Annotated in this window: 16 protein-coding genes and 1 pseudogene; 7 read left to right on the top strand and 10 right to left on the bottom strand. The window is 60.7% G+C overall.

What is annotated here, in order from left to right:
• Positions 1 to 67 precede the first annotated feature (67 nt).
• From C4J91_RS21795 to C4J91_RS28195, 5 genes and pseudogenes are all read right to left on the bottom strand, one after another.
• Positions 68 to 1,177 (bottom strand): lysylphosphatidylglycerol synthase transmembrane domain-containing protein, encoded by a 1,110-nt coding sequence (locus tag C4J91_RS21795; RefSeq protein WP_124364202.1) that lies wholly within the window; start codon positions 1,175 to 1,177, stop codon positions 68 to 70.
• The gene (locus tag C4J91_RS21790) at positions 1,165 to 1,917 is read right to left on the bottom strand and encodes a DUF2334 domain-containing protein (RefSeq protein WP_124364201.1); all 753 of its coding nucleotides are present in this window, start codon (positions 1,915 to 1,917) and stop codon (positions 1,165 to 1,167) included. Before C4J91_RS21790 ends, C4J91_RS21795 begins: the two co-directional genes overlap by 13 nt.
• A complete protein-coding gene (locus tag C4J91_RS21785) occupies positions 1,910 to 3,022 on the bottom strand; it encodes a glycosyltransferase family 1 protein (protein WP_164484595.1) in 1,113 nt (370 codons plus the stop codon). Before C4J91_RS21785 ends, C4J91_RS21790 begins: the two co-directional genes overlap by 8 nt.
• 109 nt (positions 3,023 to 3,131) lie before the next feature.
• A complete protein-coding gene (locus C4J91_RS28200) occupies positions 3,132 to 3,896 on the bottom strand; it encodes a methyl-accepting chemotaxis protein (protein WP_372237509.1) in 765 nt (254 codons plus the stop codon).
• A gap of 141 nt (positions 3,897 to 4,037) precedes the next feature.
• A pseudogene (locus tag C4J91_RS28195) lies at positions 4,038 to 4,877 on the bottom strand (cache and HAMP domain-containing protein); the annotation flags it as partial.
• 349 nt (positions 4,878 to 5,226) lie between these two features.
• Here C4J91_RS28195 and C4J91_RS21775 point away from each other — a divergent pair.
• Complete coding sequence (locus tag C4J91_RS21775; RefSeq protein WP_124364198.1) at positions 5,227 to 6,705, top strand: helicase HerA-like domain-containing protein; 1,479 nt, start codon at positions 5,227 to 5,229, stop codon at positions 6,703 to 6,705.
• 3 nt (positions 6,706 to 6,708) lie between these two features.
• On the opposite strand, the gene C4J91_RS21770 is transcribed toward C4J91_RS21775, so the two are convergent.
• The gene (locus C4J91_RS21770) at positions 6,709 to 7,164 is read right to left on the bottom strand and encodes a DUF721 domain-containing protein (protein WP_124364197.1); all 456 of its coding nucleotides are present in this window, start codon (positions 7,162 to 7,164) and stop codon (positions 6,709 to 6,711) included.
• Positions 7,165 to 7,469: 305 nt separating this feature from the next.
• Here C4J91_RS21770 and secA point away from each other — a divergent pair, with 305 nt between their 5' ends.
• The 3 genes from secA to C4J91_RS21755 all read left to right on the top strand — a co-directional run bounded on the left by secA (position 7,470) and on the right by C4J91_RS21755 (position 12,620).
• On the top strand, positions 7,470 to 10,205 hold the full coding sequence (gene secA / locus C4J91_RS21765; protein ID WP_124364196.1) for a preprotein translocase subunit SecA: 2,736 nt from the start codon (positions 7,470 to 7,472) through the stop codon (positions 10,203 to 10,205).
• Positions 10,206 to 10,328: 123 nt separating this feature from the next.
• Positions 10,329 to 11,546, top strand: coding sequence for a bifunctional glutamate N-acetyltransferase/amino-acid acetyltransferase ArgJ (argJ, locus tag C4J91_RS21760; RefSeq protein WP_124364195.1), 1,218 nt, complete (start codon positions 10,329 to 10,331; stop codon positions 11,544 to 11,546).
• A gap of 129 nt (positions 11,547 to 11,675) precedes the next feature.
• Entirely contained in the window at positions 11,676 to 12,620 is a 945-nt protein-coding gene (locus C4J91_RS21755) for a Nudix family hydrolase (RefSeq protein ID WP_124364194.1), read from the top strand.
• Between the two features lie 136 nt (positions 12,621 to 12,756).
• Here C4J91_RS21755 and C4J91_RS21745 read toward each other — a convergent pair whose 3' ends face one another.
• Genes C4J91_RS21745 through C4J91_RS21735 form a run of 3 tightly spaced genes read right to left on the bottom strand, consistent with a single transcriptional unit; the run spans position 12,757 to position 16,337 of the window.
• Positions 12,757 to 13,335, bottom strand: a complete 579-nt coding sequence (locus C4J91_RS21745) for a cob(I)yrinic acid a,c-diamide adenosyltransferase (protein ID WP_124364193.1) — start codon at positions 13,333 to 13,335, stop codon at positions 12,757 to 12,759.
• Positions 13,336 to 13,337: 2 nt separating this feature from the next.
• Positions 13,338 to 15,374: an ATP-binding protein gene (locus C4J91_RS21740; protein WP_124364192.1), complete on the bottom strand. Its 2,037-nt coding sequence runs from the start codon at positions 15,372 to 15,374 to the stop codon at positions 13,338 to 13,340.
• Between the two features lie 45 nt (positions 15,375 to 15,419).
• Positions 15,420 to 16,337, bottom strand: coding sequence for a putative 2-dehydropantoate 2-reductase (locus tag C4J91_RS21735; RefSeq protein WP_124364191.1), 918 nt, complete (start codon positions 16,335 to 16,337; stop codon positions 15,420 to 15,422).
• A gap of 123 nt (positions 16,338 to 16,460) precedes the next feature.
• Here C4J91_RS21735 and C4J91_RS21730 point away from each other — a divergent pair, with 123 nt between their 5' ends.
• Both C4J91_RS21730 and C4J91_RS21725 read left to right on the top strand, forming a co-directional pair.
• Positions 16,461 to 16,946, top strand: a complete 486-nt coding sequence (locus C4J91_RS21730) for a YajQ family cyclic di-GMP-binding protein (protein ID WP_003193880.1) — start codon at positions 16,461 to 16,463, stop codon at positions 16,944 to 16,946.
• A gap of 136 nt (positions 16,947 to 17,082) precedes the next feature.
• Positions 17,083 to 17,928 carry a mechanosensitive ion channel family protein gene (locus C4J91_RS21725; protein ID WP_124364190.1) on the top strand — a complete coding sequence of 282 codons (846 nt, stop codon included), beginning with the start codon at positions 17,083 to 17,085 and terminating at the stop codon, positions 17,926 to 17,928.
• Between the two features lie 187 nt (positions 17,929 to 18,115).
• On the opposite strand, the gene C4J91_RS21720 is transcribed toward C4J91_RS21725, so the two are convergent.
• Positions 18,116 to 19,396, bottom strand: a complete 1,281-nt coding sequence (locus C4J91_RS21720; RefSeq protein WP_124364189.1) for an OprD family porin — start codon at positions 19,394 to 19,396, stop codon at positions 18,116 to 18,118.
• A 741-nt stretch (positions 19,397 to 20,137) separates the two neighbouring features.
• Here C4J91_RS21720 and C4J91_RS21715 point away from each other — a divergent pair.
• Entirely contained in the window at positions 20,138 to 20,563 is a 426-nt protein-coding gene (locus C4J91_RS21715; RefSeq protein WP_124364188.1) for an HIT domain-containing protein, read from the top strand.
• Positions 20,564 to 20,565: the final 2 nt, after the last annotated feature.

Genomic DNA, 20,565 nt, shown 5'->3' with positions numbered 1-20,565 from the left:
GGGCCCTTTTTATTTCAGGACGCGACCATGACCGACCCACTCGATAAGGCGACTTCCAGGCCACCGGCTACCCTGGGCGAGGGGTGTCTGAGTCGCTACGACCCGGACGCGCTGGGTGCCGATGATGGTACTGACTTTCCTGGCGCTGCCCAGTTGTGGGAGCAGTTACAGGCGCCTGAGAAGCCGCCCGAGGTCCCTGAAAAAGACGTTTGAGCAGCGGTTTGCCCACCATCAGCAAAAACACTGGCGCACCGGCCAGCAGATAGAAGTAGTAGGTCACTGCCCGCCAGATCAGAATCGCCGCCGCCGCCGTGGATTTGCCCACCATGGGCGCCAGCAATGCCACCGACGTCAACTCCGCCGCCCCGGCCCCGCCTGGCAACAGGCTGAATTGCCCTGCGGTCAACGACAGCATCTGGATCAGGAAACTCCAGGCCCACTGCACATCACCCCCCAGGCCGCGCAGCGCCAGGTACAACACGCTATAGCGTAATAGCCAATGCAGGCTGGTCAGCGCAAACACCTCGAGCAGCGTGTGCCAGGGCAATTTCAGGGTTTGGCTGAATGCCGCGAGGAAGCGCAGCAGCCGGCGAGCCCAGCGTCGACGGGTGCTGACACGCACGTGCAAGGCCTTGAGTGCCAACCCGGCCAGGCGAATCAGCCGACGATGAAAGCGCACCACCAGCAGGCCAACAACGACGCCACCCACCATCGACACGGCACTGAGCCCCAGCAGCCATTCCAGGCGCGGGCTGAGGCTGTGGAACAGCGCATACAGCACGATGCCCACCAGCGCGCAGAGAAAAAACAGCAAGTCGCTCAGTTGGTCCATGGCGAACACCGCGCTGCCGTGGGCGGGTCGTATGCCATTGCGTGCCAGCAGGCCCATCAACGTCAGCGGCCCGCCGCTGCCCCCAGGCGTTGCGCACAGGGCGAACTCGGTCGATATCACCACGCCCAGGCTTTTACGCCATCCCAACCGGCCGCGCTGTTCGCCAAGCAACAAGCGCAAACGCAGACTGTTGATCAACCAGCAGCCGATGATCATGGCAAACATCGCCAGTAACTGGGGCAGGGGGAACTGCCGCAGGCGCGCAACGGTTTCGCCGCCCCCCAGCCACACGGGAATCACCAGCGCGACTATCAGCGCCAGCACCAGCCAGATCAGTCGGCGCATGGCAGCGTCGACAGCCAGGCGGCCTTGGTCCGTGGCGTGCGTCCGTCGTCGAGCAGGCGCTGCAGGGTTTGTAGCCAGTAATGGCGGGAAAACTCGTGGCGCATGTCCACGGGGTGCAAGCCGAGCCGAATCACCGGGGCCGTCTGCCAGCGCTGTTCGCGGCGGTCGCTGAGCACTTTGGACAGGCCCCGGCGCCACGCACTGCGCGCGCTCCACACCAGGCCCGGGGCATGAATGCGCGTGAAGTCAGGCAGCCGATACAAATGCTGCGGGTCGCTGGTATAGCCGAGCGGTAACTGGCGCAGCGCCAGCCGGGTGCCTTCGCTCATCAACCAGGCGGGTGCGACAAACCCTTGCAGCGGCCAATCATTGCGCTGGAATACCTCAATGCCGTCACTCAGGCGCTGCAACGCCTCGGCCTCGGACAACTGGTAGAACTCGCCCTCATGGGTATAGATGCGTCGCATGAACCATTCTTTTGGCGTGCGCGGCCGGGGTTGTTCGTCGCAGTGGTAGTAACCGTGCAAGGTGAGTTCATCGCCCTTTGCCACGCGGTTATCGAGCAGGCGCCGGAAGTCACCGTGGGCGCCCAGGGCGTTACGGTGATGGAAGTCCGGGACGACCAGCCAGGTGATAGGGACATTGCCGATGGCATCGACGGCCTCGACAAAAGGCCGGTAATCGGCCCAGGTGTTCGGCGCCACATCGTGCAGCACCAGCATGACCGAACGTTCAGCCATGGGCGAGCATCGGTTTGTGCGTGCCCAGCACGGCGTGGTAATGCCCCAGCAGGCTGTCCACTACTGCATCCCACGCATACTGCTGTTCGACATGGCGCCGAGCCTGTTCCCCGAGGCGGCGACTGTCTGCGCCAAACAGTTCGCGTACCGCATCGGCCATCGCCTTGGGGTTGTTGGGCGCGCAGAGCAGGCCACAGCGCTCGTCGACGATCTCAGTGAAGGCGCCCGCCGCAACGGCGACCACCGGGATACCACAGGCCATGGCTTCCAGAATCACCAGGCCGAAGGTTTCCTGGTCGCCAGCGTGCAACAACGCGTCGGCGCTGGCCATCAAGCGGGCAACATGATTGGCCGGTACGAAGCCATCGACCACGGTGACGTTGTCCGGCACGCTGGCCGGCATGCCGGAGCCGACCAGCAACAAGTGGTAACCCTCGCCCAGGCGTTTCATGCAATTGAGCAGCACCGGCAGGTTTTTCTCCTTGGAACCACGCCCGGCGAAAATCAGCAGCCGGGTGTCTTCAGCAATCCCCAGTTCGGCGCGCAGGCCGGGGTCGCGCACGGCGGGGGTGAAGGTTTGCAGGTCGACGCCCAGAGGTTGTACGAAGACGTTTTTCACCCCAAGCCCGGTGAGTTTGTCGGCCATCACCTGGCTGGGGGCCAGTACTCGGTCAAAATTCCCATAGAGTTTGCTGACATAGGCTTCGACGTTGGGGGTAAACCAGGCGCCCATGCGGTTACGCACCAGCAGCGGTAGATCGGAGTGGTAAAAACCGATGACCGGCACATCCAGCTGGCGCCGTGCGTCGAGGGCGGCCCAGGCGGTCAGGTATGGATCGCCGACTTCGATCAGATCCGGCTGTAAATCGTGCAGGACATTTCGCCAAGGAGCCAAGCGTAGGGGGAAGCGGTAACCCTTGCCGAAGGGCAGCGGTGGCGCCGGCACCTCGAAAATCCCGTCCCGCTCGCTCAAATGGGCGCCAGGCACCAACAGGCTGTGGCGAATCCCGGGCTTGAGCGCCAGGCGCCGGTGCTTGGCGTCCAGATAAGTGCGTACGCCACCGCTGGCCGGGGCGTAGAACATGGTTATGTCAGCGATATGCACGATGAACATCCCTCCGATCCATTGCTCTCCTTTACGTGGACCTGAGCAAGGGATAGATGTTCGATCGAGATTGGCTGTGGGAGGGCGCAAGCCCCCTCCCACATTCGCCTCAGATGCGGAAGCTGCCCACCATTTGCTTCAAGCGTGCGGCTTGCCGTTCAAGGTCCGAGCAGGCGCGCAGAGTCGATTGCAGGTTTTCCACGCCTTCCTGGTTGAGGGTGTTGATTTCAGTGATGTCCATATTGATCGACTCCACCACCGAGGTCTGCTCCTCGGTGGCGGTGGCCACGGACTGGTTCATGCCGTCGATCTCGCCAATGCGCTGAGTCACACTGTTCAAGCGCTCGCCGGCCAGGTTGGCGATCTCCAGGCTGTCCTGGCTGTGGCGCTGGCTTTCACTCATGGTGCTCACCGAATCCCGGGCGCCGACTTGCAACTCCTCGATCATCTTCTGCACCTGTTGCGCCGATTCCTGGGTGCGATGCGCCAGGTTGCGCACCTCATCGGCCACCACCGCGAAGCCGCGGCCGGCCTCACCGGCACGCGCGGCTTCGATGGCAGCGTTGAGCGCGAGCAAGTTGGTTTGCTGGGAAATACTGGTGATCACTTCAAGAATCTGGCCGATATTCACCGTCTTGCTGTTCAGCGCCTCGATATTGGTGCTGGAGGCGCTGATCATGGTCGACAGCTGGGTCATTGCCTTGATATTGCGCTCGACCACCTGCTGGCCGTCTTCGGCCAAATGCCGCGCATCACTGGCCTGATTGGAGGCTTGCGCCGCGTTGCGGGCGATTTCCTGGGCGGCAGCGCCCAGTTGGTTGATGGCAGCGGCGACGCTGTTGGTGCGGTTGGCCTGTTCGTCTGAATTGACCATCGACGAGTTGGACGCGCTGACCACCCGCAGTGCCACTTCATTGACTTGCTCGGTAGCCGACGACACTTCGCGGATCGAGGTATGAATGCGCTCCACGAAACGGTTGAACGCAGTACCCAGGGTGCCGAACTCGTCGTTGTTCTGGATGGTCAGGCGTCGGGTCAGATCGCCTTCGCCGTCGGCGATGTCCTGCATGGCCCGGGTCATCACGTGCAGCGGTTGCAGCAACACACGGATCAACATCCCCAGCAAGGCGATGATGATCACCACGGCGATGATGGTAGCGATGACCGCCGAGGTGCGGAATTCACTGAGCATGGCGAACGACTTGGCTTTATCCACCGAAATACCCAGGTACCAGTTCACCGAAGGCAGGCCCTTGATCGGGGTGAAGGTGACGATATTGGTCTTGCCATTGGCCTGCACTTCGCTGAAGTCAGCGCTGATCTTCGGTGTGTCTTTCGGGTACACGTCAGCCAGGGTCTTCATCACCAGGGCCTTGTCCGGGTGCACCAGCACTTTGCCGTCGGCACTGACCAGAAATGCGTAACCCATACCGCCGAAATCCAGCGCGCCAATGTTGTCCACCAGGGTTTGCAGGCTCAGGTCGCCGCCCACCACGCCGATGCTCTGGCCGGCCTTGGCACTCGGGGTGGCGATGGAAATAATCAGTTGCCCCGTTGCCGCGTCAATATAGGGTTCGGTCAAGGTCGAGCCGTTGCTGGTCTGGGCGCCTTTGTACCAAGGGCGAACGCGCGGGTCGAAACCGTCGGGCATCTTGGTGTCAGGACGGATGGTGAAGGTGCCCTGGCTGTCGCCGACGTAGGTTGCCATGAATGACGATGTCAGCGCTTTCTGTTCCAGCAGGCTGGCAACCACCGACGGTTCGGGGTTGAGGGCAATATTCTGCGCGGCATTTTCTACCAAGGCGATGCGCCCGGTGAGCCAGGTCTGAATACTGCCGGCGGTGACGTCGCCCATTTCATGCAGGTAGTTATCGAGGTCGTCACGGATCGCGTTGCGTTGGAGGTAGTCGTTATAGAGGGTAAATAACGCGAAGGCGGCGATGACGATAAGGGAGGCTGCAAGCAAAATTTTATGGCTGAAGCGCAGGTTTTTATTCATGGCTTGTAGGGTCCGCTAAGGTCTTGATATCCGAGGCGCGTCTTTAGGGGATGCGCAAAAATGGCAGCGTCAAAAAAAGGTGTGATACTTCGAGTGCTAGCGCCAGGGGGCTCTGTGGGAAATATCTGTCCTGTTTTTAGATTTTGTGGGTCTCACAGTGTCTGTATCGACCTGGCTGCATTAAAGATTAACCAAAGGTGACGAAATGCCTGACTCCACACAACTGCTTATCGGTGCCGGCCCAGACGGCCAGCCCATCGCCCAGCCCATGCGCCTGGCCAACCGGCATGGGTTGATCGCCGGCGCCACGGGCACCGGCAAAACCGTCACTTTGCAGCGCCTGGCGGAAGCCTTCAGTGATGCCGGCGTGGCAGTATTCGCCGCCGACATCAAGGGTGACCTGTGCGGCCTGGGCGCAGCGGCCAATCCCCAGGGCAAAGTCGCCGAACGCATTGCCGGGATGCCCTTCCTGAATTACACGCCCAAGGCTTATCCGGTTACGTTGTGGGATATCCACGGGCAGTCCGGTCATCCATTGCGCACGACCATCAGCGAAATGGGCCCGTTGTTGCTCGGCAGCCTGCTGGAACTCACCGACAGCCAACAATCGGCGCTGTACGCGACCTTCAAAGTGGCCGACCGTGAAGGCTTGTTACTGCTGGACCTGAAAGACCTCAAGGCACTGCTCAACCACCTGCGTTATCACCCTGAACTGTTGGGCGACGACGCGGCGTTGATGACCACCGGTTCCAGCCAGGCGTTGTTGCGGCGCCTGGCGGTGCTGGAGCAGCAGGGTGCCGAAGCCCTGTTTGGCGAGCCGGCCCTGCAGCTCGAGGACATTCTGCAGCCCGCCAGCGACGGGCGCGGCCGTATCCACTTGCTGGACGCCAGCCGCCTGGTGCATGACGCACCGAAGGTCTATGCCACGTTCCTGCTGTGGCTGTTGGCGGAACTGTTCGAGCAGTTGCCGGAGCGCGGTGATGCCGAAAAGCCGCTGCTGGCGCTGTTTTTCGACGAGGCGCACCTATTGTTCGCCGATACGCCCAAGGCGTTGCAGGACCGTCTGGAGCAGGTGGTGCGGTTGATTCGCTCCAAAGGGGTGGGGGTGTACTTCGTCACTCAGTCTCCGGGGGATTTGCCTGACACGGTGCTGGCGCAGCTGGGGCTGCGTATTCAGCATGGCCTGCGCGCATTCACCACCAAAGAGCAAAAATCCCTGCGGGCGGTGGCGGACGGTTTCCGTCCCAACCCAGAATTCGATGCCTTGGCGGTGCTGACCGAGTTGGGCACCGGTGAGGCGTTGGTGGGTACCTTGCAGGAAAAAGGCACGCCGGAGGTAGTCCAGCGCGTATTGGTTGCACCGCCGCAGTCGCGGATCGGGCCGCTCACCGAGGCCGAGCGTGCGGCGTTGATCGCCAGTTCGCCGCTGCAGGGCCGCTATGACAAGCCGATTGACCGCGAGTCAGCCTACGAAGTGCTGATGGCGCGTAAAGACTTGGGGCCGACCGAGGAGGCCAAGCCGGCGACCGAAGAACCCAGCTTCACCGACAAAGCCGGTGCATTCCTGGGCACCACGGCAGGCAAGGCGCTGAAATCCGCCATGCAGCAGGCCGCCAATCAGATGGGGCGGCAGTTGGTGCGTGGCTTGTTGGGCTCGCTGCTGGGTGGCAGCAAGCGCAAGTAAGGCTCAGGGTTTGGGCCTGGCATGGGCGGCCAGCCGTTCCAGCGCCGCGCGCAAACCCGGATCGCTGATCCCTTCGGCGGTGGCCTGGAGGGTTTCGGCTGCCTGTTCCGACAGGTCCATCGTATGTCCGGCCGGGCTTCGCAGCACGGCAGGCGGCTGCACTTTGAACTGGATGCGCGTCAGGCCGGCAAACTCATCAAACACCATCAATTGGCGCTGCAAGCGTTTTTGCTGATAACGCAAGCGGGTGGCCCAATGCCCGTCAGTGACAATTAATAGCAAGTTGCCTTCACGCCAGGACGCCACATGACAATGTTCGCGTGCGGCCGGTTGCAGCTGGCTTTCGAGCAGGCGTTGCAAATGCGCCAGGCGTTGCGCGTGGCCAAAGATGGCTTTCAGCGGCTTGGCTTCGCGAAGCAACACGCCGGGAGCGCGGGCTGTAAGAGGGCGAAATGCCATGTCTAGACACCTTAAGTAACAGAGCCGTCATCTTAGCAGAAAGCGCCGGTGAGCCCCGAGACCCTGCAAGGGCAGGGCTTTTCTCATGAAATCAATAAGTAACTTCTGCCTTTGATGGGTTGAAGTTCCGCCAAAAGCCCTTATTTTAAACAAGCCCTCTCACAGCGCCGTGCCCGCATCGGGGAACAACGCCACTTTCCTCACCCACGATTCCGGGTAGAATGCGCGTTCGCATGCGGCCGTGAGGGCTGCTCGGGCCACTCACGGTGCGCCCTCCATCCCTATGTGTGGAAGAACCTGCCGATATGTTTGCGCCTTTGTTAAAGAAACTTTTTGGAAGCAAGAATGAGCGCGAAGTCAAACGCATGCTCAAGACGGTGCAGCTGGTCAATGCCTTCGAAGAGCAGATGGTTGCCCTGTCGGATGAGCAATTGCGCGCCAAGACCGAAGAGTTCAAGGCCCGCATAGCCAAAGGTGAAACCCTCGACAAGCTGCTCCCCGAAGCCTTTGCGGTCGCCCGTGAAGCCGGTAAGCGCGTCATGGGCATGCGCCACTTCGACGTCCAGTTGATCGGCGGCATGACCTTGCATGAAGGCATGATTGCCGAAATGCGTACCGGTGAAGGCAAGACCCTGGTGGCAACCCTGGGTGTTTACCTCAACGCACTGTCCGGCAAGGGCGTGCACGTTGTGACGGTGAACGACTACCTGGCTCGCCGGGACGCCAACTGGATGCGCCCGCTGTATGAATTCCTCGGCCTGACCGTCGGCGTAGTGACGCCGTTCCAGCCGCCCGAAGAAAAGCGCGCCGCCTACGCTTGCGACATTACCTACGGTACCAACAACGAATTCGGTTTCGACTACCTGCGCGACAACATGGCGTTCAGCATGGATGAAAAATTCCAGCGCGAACTCAACTTTGCCGTGATCGACGAAGTCGACTCCATCCTCATCGACGAAGCCCGTACCCCGCTGATCATCTCCGGCCAGGCCGAAGACAGCTCGCGCCTGTATACCGAGATCAACAAGTTGATCCCGCGCCTTGAGCAGCACATCGAGGAAGTCGAAGGCGTGGTGACCAAAGACGGCCACTTCACCATCGACGAGAAGACCCGCCAGGTCGAACTCAACGAGGCCGGCCACCAGTTCGTTGAAGAAATGCTGACCCAGATCGGTGAGCTGGCCGAAGGCGAAAGCCTGTACTCGGCGCATAACCTGGGCCTGCTGACCCACGTATATGCCGGCCTGCGCGCCCACAAGCTGTTCCATCGCAACGTCGAATACATCGTCCAGGACGGCCAGGTCGTCCTGGTTGACGAGCACACCGGCCGTACCATGCCCGGTCGTCGCTTGTCCGAAGGCCTGCACCAGGCCATCGAAGCCAAGGAAATGCTCAACATCCAGGCCGAAAGCCAGACGTTGGCGTCCACCACGTTCCAGAACTACTTCCGTCTGTACAACAAACTGTCCGGCATGACCGGTACGGCCGACACCGAAGCGTTCGAATTCCATCAGATCTATGGCCTGTCGGTGGTGGTCATCCCGCCGAACAAGCCCCTGGCGCGTAAAGACTACAACGACCTGGTGTTCCTGACCGCCGAAGAGAAATACGCGGCGATCATCAATGACATCAAGGACGGCCTGGCCAAGGGTCGCCCGATCCTGGTGGGTACCGCGACCATCGAGACGTCCGAGCACGTGTCCAGCCTGCTCAACAAGGAAGGCATCGAGCACAAGGTGCTCAACGCCAAGTTCCACGAAAAAGAAGCCGAGATCATCGCCCAGGCCGGTCGCCCCGGCGCGCTGACCATCGCCACCAACATGGCCGGTCGTGGTACCGACATCCTGTTGGGCGGTAACTGGGAAGTGGAAGTGGCCTCGCTCGACAACCCGACCCCTGAGCAGATCGCCCAGATCAAGGCTGACTGGCAGAAACGCCACCAGGCCGTGCTCGAATCCGGTGGTTTGCAGGTGATCGCGTCCGAGCGTCACGAATCGCGCCGTATCGACAACCAGTTGCGCGGTCGTGCCGGTCGCCAGGGTGATGCGGGTTCCAGCCGTTTCTACCTGTCCCTGGAAGACAGCCTGATGCGTATCTTCGCCTCGGATCGGGTGAAGAACTTCATGAAGGCCCTGGGCATGCAGTCCGGCGAAGCGATCGAGCACCGCATGGTGACCAACGCCATCGAGAAGGCCCAGCGCAAGGTAGAAGGGCGTAACTTCGACATTCGTAAACAACTGCTCGAGTTCGATGACGTCAACAACGAACAGCGTAAAGTGATCTATCACATGCGTAATACGTTGCTGGCCGCCGACAACATTGGCGAGACCATCGCTGACTTCCGTCAGGACGTGCTCAATGCCACCGTCAGCGCGCATATCCCGCCACAGTCGCTGCCTGAGCAGTGGGATGTGGCCGGTCTGGAAGCCGCGTTGAAGAGCGATTTTGGCGTCGACTTGCCGGTTCAGCAGTGGCTGGACGAAGACGATCACCTGTACGAAGAAACCCTGCGCGAAAAACTGATGGCCGAATTGCTGGCCGCGTACAACGAGAAAGAAGAGCAGGCGAGTGCCGAAGCCCTGCGCACCTTCGAGAAGCAAATCGTGCTGCGCGTGCTGGACGACCTGTGGAAAGACCACCTGTCGACCATGGACCATCTGCGCCACGGTATCCATTTGCGTGGCTACGCCCAGAAAAACCCGAAGCAGGAGTACAAGCGCGAGTCGTTCACGTTGTTCTCCGAGCTGCTGGATTCGATCAAGCGCGATTCGATCCGCGTGCTGTCCCACGTTCAGGTGCGTCGCGAAGACCCGATCGAGGAAGAAGCGCGCCTGCGCCAGGAAGCCGAGGCACTGGCTGCGCGCATGCAGTTCCAGCACGACGAAGCGCCTGGCCTGGAAGCACCTGAGGTGTTGGGCGAAGAGGTCGATGTGGCCCTGGCTCAGACCCCGGTGCGCAATGATCAGAAGCTGGGCCGCAACGAGCTGTGCTACTGCGGTTCGGGTAAGAAATTCAAACACTGCCACGGCCAGATCGAATAAGATTTTCGCCTGACGCTGCAACACCCCACGCCGCGACCGGCATCAGCCGTCGCGGCGTTTTGCCATTAATTCCCACCGTCGATAGCGACGGCACACACATCATCTATTTCAAGGAGCGCATACATGGCTGTTGGTCTTGGTCCTTTGCCCACATTGCACCCGGTCGCCGGTTTTGAACTCGGTATCGCTTCGGCCGGCATCAAGCGCCCGGGGCGCAAGGATGTGGTAGTGATGCGCTGCGCCGAAGGCTCGACCGTCGCCGGTGTATTCACCCTCAACGCCTTTTGCGCTGCGCCGGTGATCCTGGCCAAGCAACGTGTGGCCGGGTCGATTCGTTACCTGCTGACCAACACCGGCAATGCCAACGCCGGTACCGGCGAGCCTGGCCTGGTGGCTGCTGCGCGCACGTGCGCCAAGCTGGCCCAGCTGACCGGCGTGGACGCGAGCCAGGTGCTGCCGTATTCCACCGGCGTGATCGGTGAGCCGCTGCCGGTGGAGAAAATCGAAGGCGCCCTGCAAGCCGCGCTGGATGACCTGTCTGTGGATAACTGGGCGGCTGCGGCTACCGGCATCATGACCACCGACACCTTGCCCAAAGGCGCGAGCCGGCAGTTCGTGCACGATGGCGTGACGGTCACCGTGACCGGTATCAGCAAGGGCGCAGGCATGATCCGTCCGAACATGGCCACCATGCTCGGCTATATCGCCACCGACGCCAAAGTCTCCCGTGATGTATTGCAACGCCTGATGCTGGACGGCGCCAACAAGTCGTTCAACCGCATCACCATCGACGGTGATACGTCCACCAACGATTGCTGCATGCTGATCGCCACCGGCCAGGCCAACCTGCCGGAGATCACCTCCACCGAAGGCCCGCTGTTCGCGGCGCTGAAGCAGGCGGTATTCGAAGTGTGCATGGATGTGGCCCAGGCCATCGTGCGTGACGGTGAGGGCGCGACCAAGTTTGTCACCGTTGAAGTCAACGGCGGCGGCAACCACCAGGAGTGCCTGGACGTGGGTTATACCGTGGCGCACTCGCCGCTGATCAAGACCGCCTTGTTCGCTTCCGACCCGAACTGGGGCCGTATCCTCGCGGCCGTTGGTCGTGCCGGCGTGCCTGACCTGGATGTGAGGAAGATCGACGTCTTCCTCGGCGACGTGTGCATTGCCAGCCGTGGCGCCCGCGCCGACACCTACACCGAAGCCCAGGGTTCGGCGGTGATGCAGCAGGAAGAAATCACCATCCGCATCGAGTTGGGGCGCGGCGACTGCAGCGAAACCATCTGGACCACGGACCTGTCCCACGAATACGTGAAGATCAACGCGGAATATCGCACCTGAATGTAGGAGCGAGCTTGCTCGCGAAAAACTCAATGCCACCGCGTTTATCCAGGATGTACGCGCTATCGTTGACGTTCTTCGCGAGCAAGCTCGCTCCTACAAGGGCTATAACGAGAGGAAACAGTGGCGGTGAAACGAGTGCATGTAGCAGCAGCGGTGATCCGCGGTGTCGACGGCAGGATCCTGCTGGCACGCCGCGCCGATACCCAGCATCAAGGTGGCCTCTGGGAATTTCCCGGCGGCAAGGTGGAGGCTGATGAGTCAGTCGCCACGGCCTTGTCCCGCGAGTTGCAGGAAGAGCTGGGCATCCAGGTCACCACGGCGCGGCCGTTGATCCAGGTGCAGCATGACTACCCGGACAAGCAGGTGTTGCTGGATGTCTGGGAGGTCTCGGCGTTTACCGGCGAGCCCCATGGGGTCGAAGGGCAGCCCCTGGAGTGGGTGACCCCGCGGGATCTGGTCAACTATGAGTTTCCAGCGGCTAACGCGCCCATTGTCGCGGCAGCCCGTCTGCCGGCCGACTACCTGATCACGCCCGGTGAACTGGAAACCGCGCCCTTGCTGCGTGGCCTTCAAACAGCCATCGCCGGTGGCATCAAACTGGTTCAACTGCGCGCGCCCAACGGTTACGACCCTAAATACCGCGACCTCGCCGTGGACGCCGTGGGGCTGTGTGCGGGCAAGGCGCAGTTGATGCTCAAGGGGCCGTTCGAATGGCTGGGGGATTTTCCAGCGGCAGGCTGGCACATGACCTCGGCGCAATTGCGTAAATACGCGAGCAAGGGCCGACCGCTGCCGAAGGACCGTTGGTTGGCGGCCTCGTGTCACAACGCTGAAGAACTGGCGCTGGCGCAGTTGATGGATGTGGACTTCGTCACGCTGTCGCCGGTTCAGCCGACCGAGACTCATCCCGAGGCTCAGCCGTTGGGTTGGGAACAGGCGGCCGAGCTGATCCGTGGGTTCAGCAAGCCGGTGTTTCTGTTGGGCGGGGTAGGGCCTGCGCAGCGGGAGCAGGCTTGGGCGGCTGGAGCGCAAGGTGTTGCGGGGATTCGGGCATTTTGGCCCGGAGATTGATGTTGATCGTTCCCACGCTCCGCGTGGTAACGCATGCTGTGACGCTCTGCGTCATGACTTTAAAGGCGGACGCGGAGCGTCCCGGGCGGCATTCCCACGCAGAGCGTGGGAACGATCAATAGGCACATGAAAACGATCAATGGGGCTTGGCGGCCGCCTGCCACAACACCTCGGCAACCCCCTGGCGCTTGGCAATCACCCTGGCGGCTACAAACAGCAAATCCGACAATCGATTGATATACGCCAACCCAACCCCCTCCAACGGTTCCAGAGCATTCAGCTGCTGACAGCGGCGTTCGGCACTGCGCGCCAGGCTGCGGCACACATGGGCCTGGGCGATCAGCGCTGAGCCGCCGGGCAGGATGAAATTTTCCAGTGGCCCCACCTCTTCATTCCAGCGATCGATCGCCGCTTCCAGCCGATCCACTTCCGCTGCATTCAACGCCTTGTACACCGGCATGGCCAGCTCGCCGCCCAGATCGAACAAGCGATGCTGGCAGGGTGTGAGCACTTCCACCACATCGTCCAGTTCGGGTTGCTTGCCGCTCTGCTCCTCCAGGTTGGCCAATAACAACCCCAACTGGCTGTTCAGCGTATCCACCTCGCCAATGGCCTCCACCCGTGGGTGATCCTTGGGCACGCGGCGACCGTCGCCGAGGCCGGTTTCGCCCTGGTCACCGGTGCGGGTGTAGATCTTCGACAGGCGAAAGCCCATGGTCATTGCTCCAGTTGGGTGAGTTCTGCGGGGGACAATTGGCTGCCGGCCAGGGGCAGGCGCAAGGTGAAACAGGTGCCTTGGCCCAGAGTGGAATGCACTTCCATCTGGCCCTTGTGGTTATTGGTGATGATGAAATACGACACCGACAGCCCAAGCCCGGTGCCCTGGCCGATCTCTTTGGTGGTGAAGAACGGCTCGAAGGTGCGTTTGCGCACGTTTTCGCTCATGCCGATGCCGTTGTCTTCCACCTGGATCTCGGCCCAGGGCGGGTTGAGGCGGGTACGCAGGGTGATGCGCCCAGGTTCGCTGCCGTCTTCACGCAGGTGAATCGCCTGGGCGGCATTTTTCAGCAGGTTGAGCAGCACCTGCTCCAGTTCGTTGGCCGTGCCGGGTACCGGCCCCAGTTGCGGGTCGAACTGGCGGATGATCGCCTGGCCCTTGAAATCGAAACCGATGGCCAGGTCGAAATCGTTACCGGCGATCTCCACGGCCTGGTCGATCAGGGCTGGCAAGTCGCAGGGGGCCATTTGCCGGTTGCTACGCCGGCTGAAGCTGAGCATGTGTGTGACGATTTTCGCTGCACGCGCGCCGGCCTGTTGAATCCCATCCAGCAACTGCGGGACTTCGCGCGCTTGCAGGTATTGATTGACCAGCGCCAGCTCGATGCCCGCCTGTTCGGCGTGTTCCAGGTTCTTGGGCAGCTCGGGTGACAGGCGGCGCCGGATGTTCTGCACGTTGTGCAGGATCGCCCCCAGCGGGTTGTTGATTTCGTGGGCCATGCCGGCAGCCAGGCCGCCGACCGAGAGCATTTTTTCCGATTGCACCATCATTTCTTCCAGGGACAGGCGCTGGGTGATGTCATCGATACGGATCACCACGCCGCGCCCGGCACCGCCCATCAAGGGGTAGAACGTCAGGGCGTAATGCTTTGGCTCGTCGTCCTTGACCCAAGTGACCCGCTCGATCCGCTCCACCGTGTGCTGTTCCACCGTGGCCTTGATTTGCGGCAGGTACGGCTTGAGCGGTTGGAATGCGAGGAAGATCGGCTGGTTGAGGGCTTCATCCAGGCGCGTGCCCGAAAGCGCGGTGGCTTCCTGGTTCCACTGGGTGACGTAGAGCTGTTCATCCAGGGCGATCAGCGCCGAGGGCATCGAGTCGATAATGCTGTTGAGGTAGTTCTGAAAGCCGGTGAGCTTTTTCTCGATCTTGCTGCGCACCTGCACTTCCAGTTCCAGCTTGCGGTTGGTATGGCGGGTTTCTTCGGCCAGGCCCTGAGCCTGGTCGTAGGCGGCCTGGGAATCATCCCGCGCGCGTTTGAGCTGCTGCTCACGGGCTTCGATGCGCGACAGCATGGTGTTGAACGCTTCCGCCAGGCTGCCGATTTCATCGTGGTTGCCGGGGCCTGCGCGCAGGGCGTAGTTCTCTTCGCGAGTCACCTGGCGCGACAGTTCTTCGAGTTCATGGATCGGCCGCGTGATCAGGCGTTTGATCTGCCGGGCGATGACCAGCCACAGCAACACACTGAAAATCAGGATGCCCAGGCTTGCGGTGAGGGTGCCGGTATAGAACGCCACCGGGAGCTCGCTGCTGGCCACCAGCAGCAAATGCCCCGAAGGCTGGTCGGTGCGGGGCAGGGTGATGACTTGGTTGCTGCGAAACTCGGTGAGGCGCCAGGCCTCGATATGCCGGTAGTTGTCGGGCAGGTGCAGGCGGTCACCGTGTTGCATCTGCGCCAAGCGATTGCCTTCGCCGTCGTACAGGGCGGCGGCGCGCAGCGGTGAATAGCTGGTCAGCTCATTGAGCAGCGCGTTGGCCTTGGCCGGGGACTGCAGGGCTTCAGCGGCGAGTGCCGGGTTGGACACCAGCCGACCGATGGCCTGCAAGGCCTGGGGCGCCATGCTTTCCTGGGAGATCCAGTAGGCGGCGCTGATAAAGGTCAGGTTGGCCACCAGCAACACGGTGGTCAGCAGTACCAGCAGGGCGGCCAGCAGTTTCTGCCCTACCGGTAGGTTTTCAAGACGCTGGCGCAGTGGCATCAGGTTTTTCGCAGGCAATAGACATACGGCAGGGTAGCGCGTGCCTTAGTCGCTGGGCAATCCGCGTGCAACCAACTGCTCGACCAAGCGCGCTTGCAGCAGTTGCAGATGCGGCAGTACCCGTTGATGGCGGGCGGCCGCCTGGCAGGCGTAGCCCAGCAGGTAGCTGATTTCGGTACGCCGTGCGTTGGCCACGTCCTGGTACATGGAGGAATAGTTGGCCGCAGTGGCCTGGATCACCCGTTGCACTTCACTGTGCAAATCTTGCGCAGCTGCAGGCTGGCCGCAGCACTCCAGCAATTCGCTCAATTCCGCGCACAGGGTGGCTACTTCACATTGGTGGGCCTGCAGGCCGCCGTTGCGGCACTGGTAGAGCACGGTCAACGGATTGATCGCGCAATTGAGCGCCAGCTTGCGCCACAGGCGCGTGAGGATATCGATGCTCCATTCATGGGGGATGGCGGCGGCCTGCAAGTCCTCCAGCCACAGCGGCGCGGTAGGATGAGCCGCATCCCCCAGCCAGGTGTAGCCATGGCCGGCAAACACCACACGCCATTCGTCCTCGCGAAACGCGCCTTCGGTGCTGGAGGCAAAGATGCAACGCGCCTGTGGCAACTGGGCGGCTACCGCATCCTGGCTGCCGAGGCCGTTTTGCAGCAGGATCAGTTCCGCGTTCGGCGCCAGGCGATGCTGTAACTGTGCGACGGCACTTTGGGCATCGTAGGCTTTGCACGCCACTAACAGGCGCTGGATCGGCTCCGGGCTGTCGGGTGTTTCGCCGATTACCGGGTAGGTGTGCGCAACGCCTTGCTCAACCAGGGTCAGGCCGTTGCTCGACGCATAGCTGGTCAGGCGCGCCTGATCGCGCAGGATCAGCCGCACCGGCACGCCTGCGCGCGCCAGTCGCGTGGCCCAGAGGGTACCCAGGCTACCGGCGCCGAGAATATGCCAGGTGGTCGACATCAGTGTGTGCTCCGTAAGGTCGCCAGCGGTGAACGCGGCGAAAGAACCGCTATAATGCCCCGGCATTTTAGCTCGGGCGCGCTCCATCTCTACTGAGCCCGCCCCTTATATTGGAGAAATGACATGCCTTCGTTCGACGTGGTATCCGAACTGGACAAACACGAAGTCACCAACGCCGTCGAGAACGCCGTCAAGGAACTGGACCGTCGCTATGACTTGAAAGGCAAGGGCAGCTTCGAATTCAAGGAAAAGGAACTGACTGTCAACCTGACCGCTGAAGCCGATTTCCAGCTGGAAGCGATGATCGAGATCCTCAAGCTGGCCCTGGTCAAGCGCAAGATCGACGTGCAGTGCCTTGAAGTCAAGGACGCCTACGCTTCCGGCAAACTGATGAAGCAGGAAGCCGTGCTCAAGGAAGGCATCGACAAGGAACTGGCGAAGAAGATCGTCGCGCACATCAAGGATGCCAAGCTGAAAGTCCAGGCGGCCATCCAGGGTGAACAGGTGCGTGTTACCGGCAAGAAGCGTGATGACCTGCAAGAGGCCATTGCGGCCCTGCGCGCCAAGACCTTCGACATGCCGCTGCAGTTCAACAACTTCCGCGACTGATGGCACCTTGCGGAACCTGTGGCCGTTTTCGACGTCCCACGCCGCAGCAACAATGCCTACAATTGAGCCCTACGGGGCTCATTTGCGTTTTCAGGCAGTCAATGAAGCCGCATATCCGCACAACAGGAGAAGATAGATGGATTTGAACGCTGAAGTGGATCACTTGATCAAGACCTCGCAGTCCTGGATCCCGATGATCATGGAATACGGCAGCCGGGTACTGCTGGCCGTTATCACCCTGGCCATTGGTTGGTGGCTGATCAACGTCTTTACCCACCGAGTGGGGCGCTTGCTGGCCGTGCGTAACGCCGACCTGGCGCTGCAGCACTTCATCACCAGCCTTGCGAACATTGCGCTGAAAGTCATGTTGATCGTCAGCGTGGCCTCGATGATCGGCGTGGCAACCACCTCGTTCGTCGCAGCCATTGGTGCCGCTACCCTGGCGATCGGCCTGGCCTTGCAAGGCAGCCTGGCCAATTTCGCCGGCGGCGTGCTGATCCTGTTGTTCCGTCCGTTTCGCATCGGTGACTGGATCGAAGCCCAAGGCACCTCGGGTACCGTCGACAGTATCCAGATTTTTCACACGGTGCTGCGTACCGGCGACAACAAGACGGTGATTGTACCGAACGGCATCCTGTCCAACGGCATCATCACCAACACCAACCGCCAACCGACGCGCAAGGTGGTGTTTGATGTGGGCGTGGACTACGAGGCTGACCTGCAGAAAGCCCGTGAAGTGTTGCTGGAACTGGCCAAAGACCCGCGCGTGCTGGCCGACCCGGCGCCCGTCGCAGTGGTATCGACCCTGGGCGACAGCTCCATCACCGTGTCCCTGCGTTGCTGGACCAATACGGCGGATTATTGGGATGTGGTATTCATGCTCAATGAACTGGCGCGCGACCGTTTGAAAGGGGCGGGGATTGATATTCCGTTCCCGCAGCGCGTTATTCGCGTGATGCAGGAAGCTCCGGCGAAGGCATGAAACAGTGTCGCATTCAAGTTGGCCGAAAGGTCAGGTTAAATGCGACAGTTGTATATAGTTACTTAGCTTGCTAGTTATATTGCTTTTGAAATGTAACTGAAATAAAAAAGCCGCTCCCTTGCAAACAGGGGAGCGGCTTTTTATTCAAGGTCGAAACCTTAAGTCATCGTTGTAATTACTCGCGTAATTACAAGATGTTCAGCGGGTAGTTCGCGATCAGACGCAGTTCGTCGATCGAAGGCGAACCGTAGTAAACGCCATCACCGGAACGATAAGTCGCTTGACGCAGACGCAGGCTGAGGTTTTTAGCCGGGCCGCTCTGAACCACGTACTTGGCTTCGATGTCGCGTTCCCACTCTTTACCGTTGCTGGTGGTGCCCGTGTTGGCGCCGCTACCGGTCACGTAACGCGTCATGAAGCTCAGGCCAGGAACGCCGAAGGTCGCCATGTTGATGTCGTAGCGCGCCTGGTACGACTTCTCGCCTTCGGCGTTGAAGTCGGAACGGGCGATGGAGTTGGCCAGGAACACAGTGCCGCCGCCATCTACGCCGTAGCCGTAGTCGCCGTCACCGGTAACCTTTTGGGCAGCCAGGGTGAAGGTGTGAGCGCCGACGGTGTACGCGCCCTGCAAGCTGAATGCGCGGTTGTCGAGCTTGGTCACGCCATCTTTCTCAGCGCGCTGCAGGCCGGCGCCTTCGCTCTTGGTGTCGTAGATGTTGAAGTCCAGCGCGAAGGACTGGTCATCGCTCAAAGCGTGGGTCCAGTTCAGGTTGCTGTAGTACTTGCGGAAGTAGTCTTCGGTTTTCGCGTAGTACAGGCTGCCGGTGACTTCCGGGGTGAAGGCATAGACGCCGCCGACGAAGTCGGTCTTCGTCAGGCCCAGGCTGTCATGGTAGGTCTGGTTCTGCGCGACGCTGGAAGTGAAGTGACCGCCTTCGAGCTTCAGGCCCTTGATCTCGTTGCTGGTGATCGAGATACCTTGTGGCAGTTCTGGGAGCAAACGGCTGTCATCGGAGGCGAATACAGGCGCTGTGGTGTATTGGTCACCGACTTTCAGCACAGTATTGGAAATGCGGAACTTAACCGCGCCGCCGCCTTTTGAGTACTCGTCTTGCGAACGACCGTCGGAACCGGTAGGGAACAGACCGGTGCCGGCACGGCCCTTGCCGCTGTCGAGCTTGAGGCCCATCAGGCCGATCACGTCAACGCCGACACCGATGGTGCCTTGGGTGAAGCCCGACTCGTACAAGGCGTTGAAGCCCAGGCCGCTTTCTTCCGCACGGCTCTTGGAGCCCGGGCCCGACGGGTTGTTGCGGAAGTCGCGGCTGAAGTACAAAGCGCGAGTGTTGATGCTGAAAGTGCTGTCTTCAACAAAGCCCTTGGAATCGTCCTGGGCGGACGCCATTGCGAACTGCGAGGTGCCTGCTGAAACAGCCAGGGCGATCATGCTCCACTTCATCACGCGCATCGTGATTTGCTCCTTTGGTTTAGAAGAGTACTGCCGTCCCACCTGTATTTTTATCTGGGCGGCTCTTTCTTTATGTGTGTCGGCGCAAAGTTATCTCACACCGGCGCTATTGACGATACTTGCCCAACTATCCTTTCAGCTTCTTTACGAGGCTGTCGTAAATTGCTAGCTCCGTGTCGCAAATCACAGCCCGATGGTAATTAGGCTGACAACTTCAATGTTCTTTTCAAACGCCTTCAAAGTTTGAAATCGTCCTTGGTACCCATTGAAACGCTATTGTTTCTTATCGCGAAACCCTGGCATCCACCCAGGTGTCGTTGCCGACGATAGCGAGGTGAATGCAACAAGCGTGCACAAAGCGCCAACCGAATGTCATTTTTTCGTGAAAAACGTTACGGCAGTGTAAAAACCGCATAAACACGGGCCTCTCGGGCAGTTTGGTTCAGGCGCGACATTCGGGTGTTACCTTCATGTGGTAGCCCGAAAAACCTGCGCCTTGGCAAAACGTTACCGATTGACCCTCATAAGTGGGTAGCGGCCGACTCCCTTTGAAGCACAAGTGGGTCATTTTGGTGCATCCCGTTGAAGCCCGAGTTAGCGTGGTTCACACGTCCGACTGCCTCGAAAGGGTGCATCCATGGAATTGGCTTGCCTCAGGCTGCTCGCGCATTCGCCGTGAAGCCTCGCGCATTCGGCGGTATGCTGGGCGCCTGTAATTGACCTGCCGAACGGAGTGCCCACGTGTTCGCTTTAGATCAACGCCTGCAACAAGACACATTGGCCATTGGGGACTTCCCGCTCTGTCGCCTGCTGCTGTCCAATGATTCGAATTATCCCTGGTTCATCCTGGTACCGCGCATTGACGGTATCAGCGAAGTGTTTCAACTGGATGTCGCTGAGCAACAGACGCTGTGGCAAGAAACGACTGCACTCGCACAGTTGCTGAACGAAGGCCTGGCCGCCGATAAGATGAACATCGGCGCGCTGGGCAACGTCGTCAGCCAGTTGCACGTGCATGTCATCGTGCGCAAGCGCGATGACGTGGCATGGCCGGCGCCGGTGTGGGGCAAGCATCCGGCCCGTCCATACAGCGCAGAGCAGGTGGCGGCGATCCGTAGCCGATTGCGTGAATTATTGCCTGCCGACTTCATTTTTACCCAGGACTGAAC

It is taken from the genome of Pseudomonas sp. R3-52-08, assembly GCF_003851745.1.
Classification (GTDB): Bacteria; Pseudomonadota; Gammaproteobacteria; order Pseudomonadales; family Pseudomonadaceae; genus Aquipseudomonas.
This window is presented reverse-complemented; position numbering and strand designations above follow the sequence as displayed.

Excerpts from the sequence above, each read along its gene's own strand:
- C4J91_RS21795 (WP_124364202.1), bottom strand. The coding sequence starts at position 1,177 with ATGCGCCGACTGATCTGGCTGGTGCTGGCGCTGATAGTCGCGCTGGTG.
- C4J91_RS21790 (WP_124364201.1), bottom strand. The coding sequence starts at position 1,917 with ATGGCTGAACGTTCGGTCATGCTGGTGCTGCACGATGTGGCGCCGAAC.
- C4J91_RS28200 (WP_372237509.1), bottom strand. The coding sequence starts at position 3,896 with ATGGTCAATTCAGACGAACAGGCCAACCGCACCAACAGCGTCGCCGCT.
- C4J91_RS21775 (WP_124364198.1), top strand. The coding sequence starts at position 5,227 with ATGCCTGACTCCACACAACTGCTTATCGGTGCCGGCCCAGACGGCCAG.
- C4J91_RS21770 (WP_124364197.1), bottom strand. The coding sequence starts at position 7,164 with ATGGCATTTCGCCCTCTTACAGCCCGCGCTCCCGGCGTGTTGCTTCGC.
- secA (WP_124364196.1), top strand. The coding sequence starts at position 7,470 with ATGTTTGCGCCTTTGTTAAAGAAACTTTTTGGAAGCAAGAATGAGCGC.
- argJ (WP_124364195.1), top strand. The coding sequence starts at position 10,329 with ATGGCTGTTGGTCTTGGTCCTTTGCCCACATTGCACCCGGTCGCCGGT.
- C4J91_RS21745 (WP_124364193.1), bottom strand. The coding sequence starts at position 13,335 with ATGGGCTTTCGCCTGTCGAAGATCTACACCCGCACCGGTGACCAGGGC.
- C4J91_RS21740 (WP_124364192.1), bottom strand. The coding sequence starts at position 15,374 with ATGCCACTGCGCCAGCGTCTTGAAAACCTACCGGTAGGGCAGAAACTG.
- C4J91_RS21735 (WP_124364191.1), bottom strand. The coding sequence starts at position 16,337 with ATGTCGACCACCTGGCATATTCTCGGCGCCGGTAGCCTGGGTACCCTC.
- C4J91_RS21730 (WP_003193880.1), top strand. The coding sequence starts at position 16,461 with ATGCCTTCGTTCGACGTGGTATCCGAACTGGACAAACACGAAGTCACC.
- C4J91_RS21725 (WP_124364190.1), top strand. The coding sequence starts at position 17,083 with ATGGATTTGAACGCTGAAGTGGATCACTTGATCAAGACCTCGCAGTCC.
- C4J91_RS21720 (WP_124364189.1), bottom strand. The coding sequence starts at position 19,396 with ATGCGCGTGATGAAGTGGAGCATGATCGCCCTGGCTGTTTCAGCAGGC.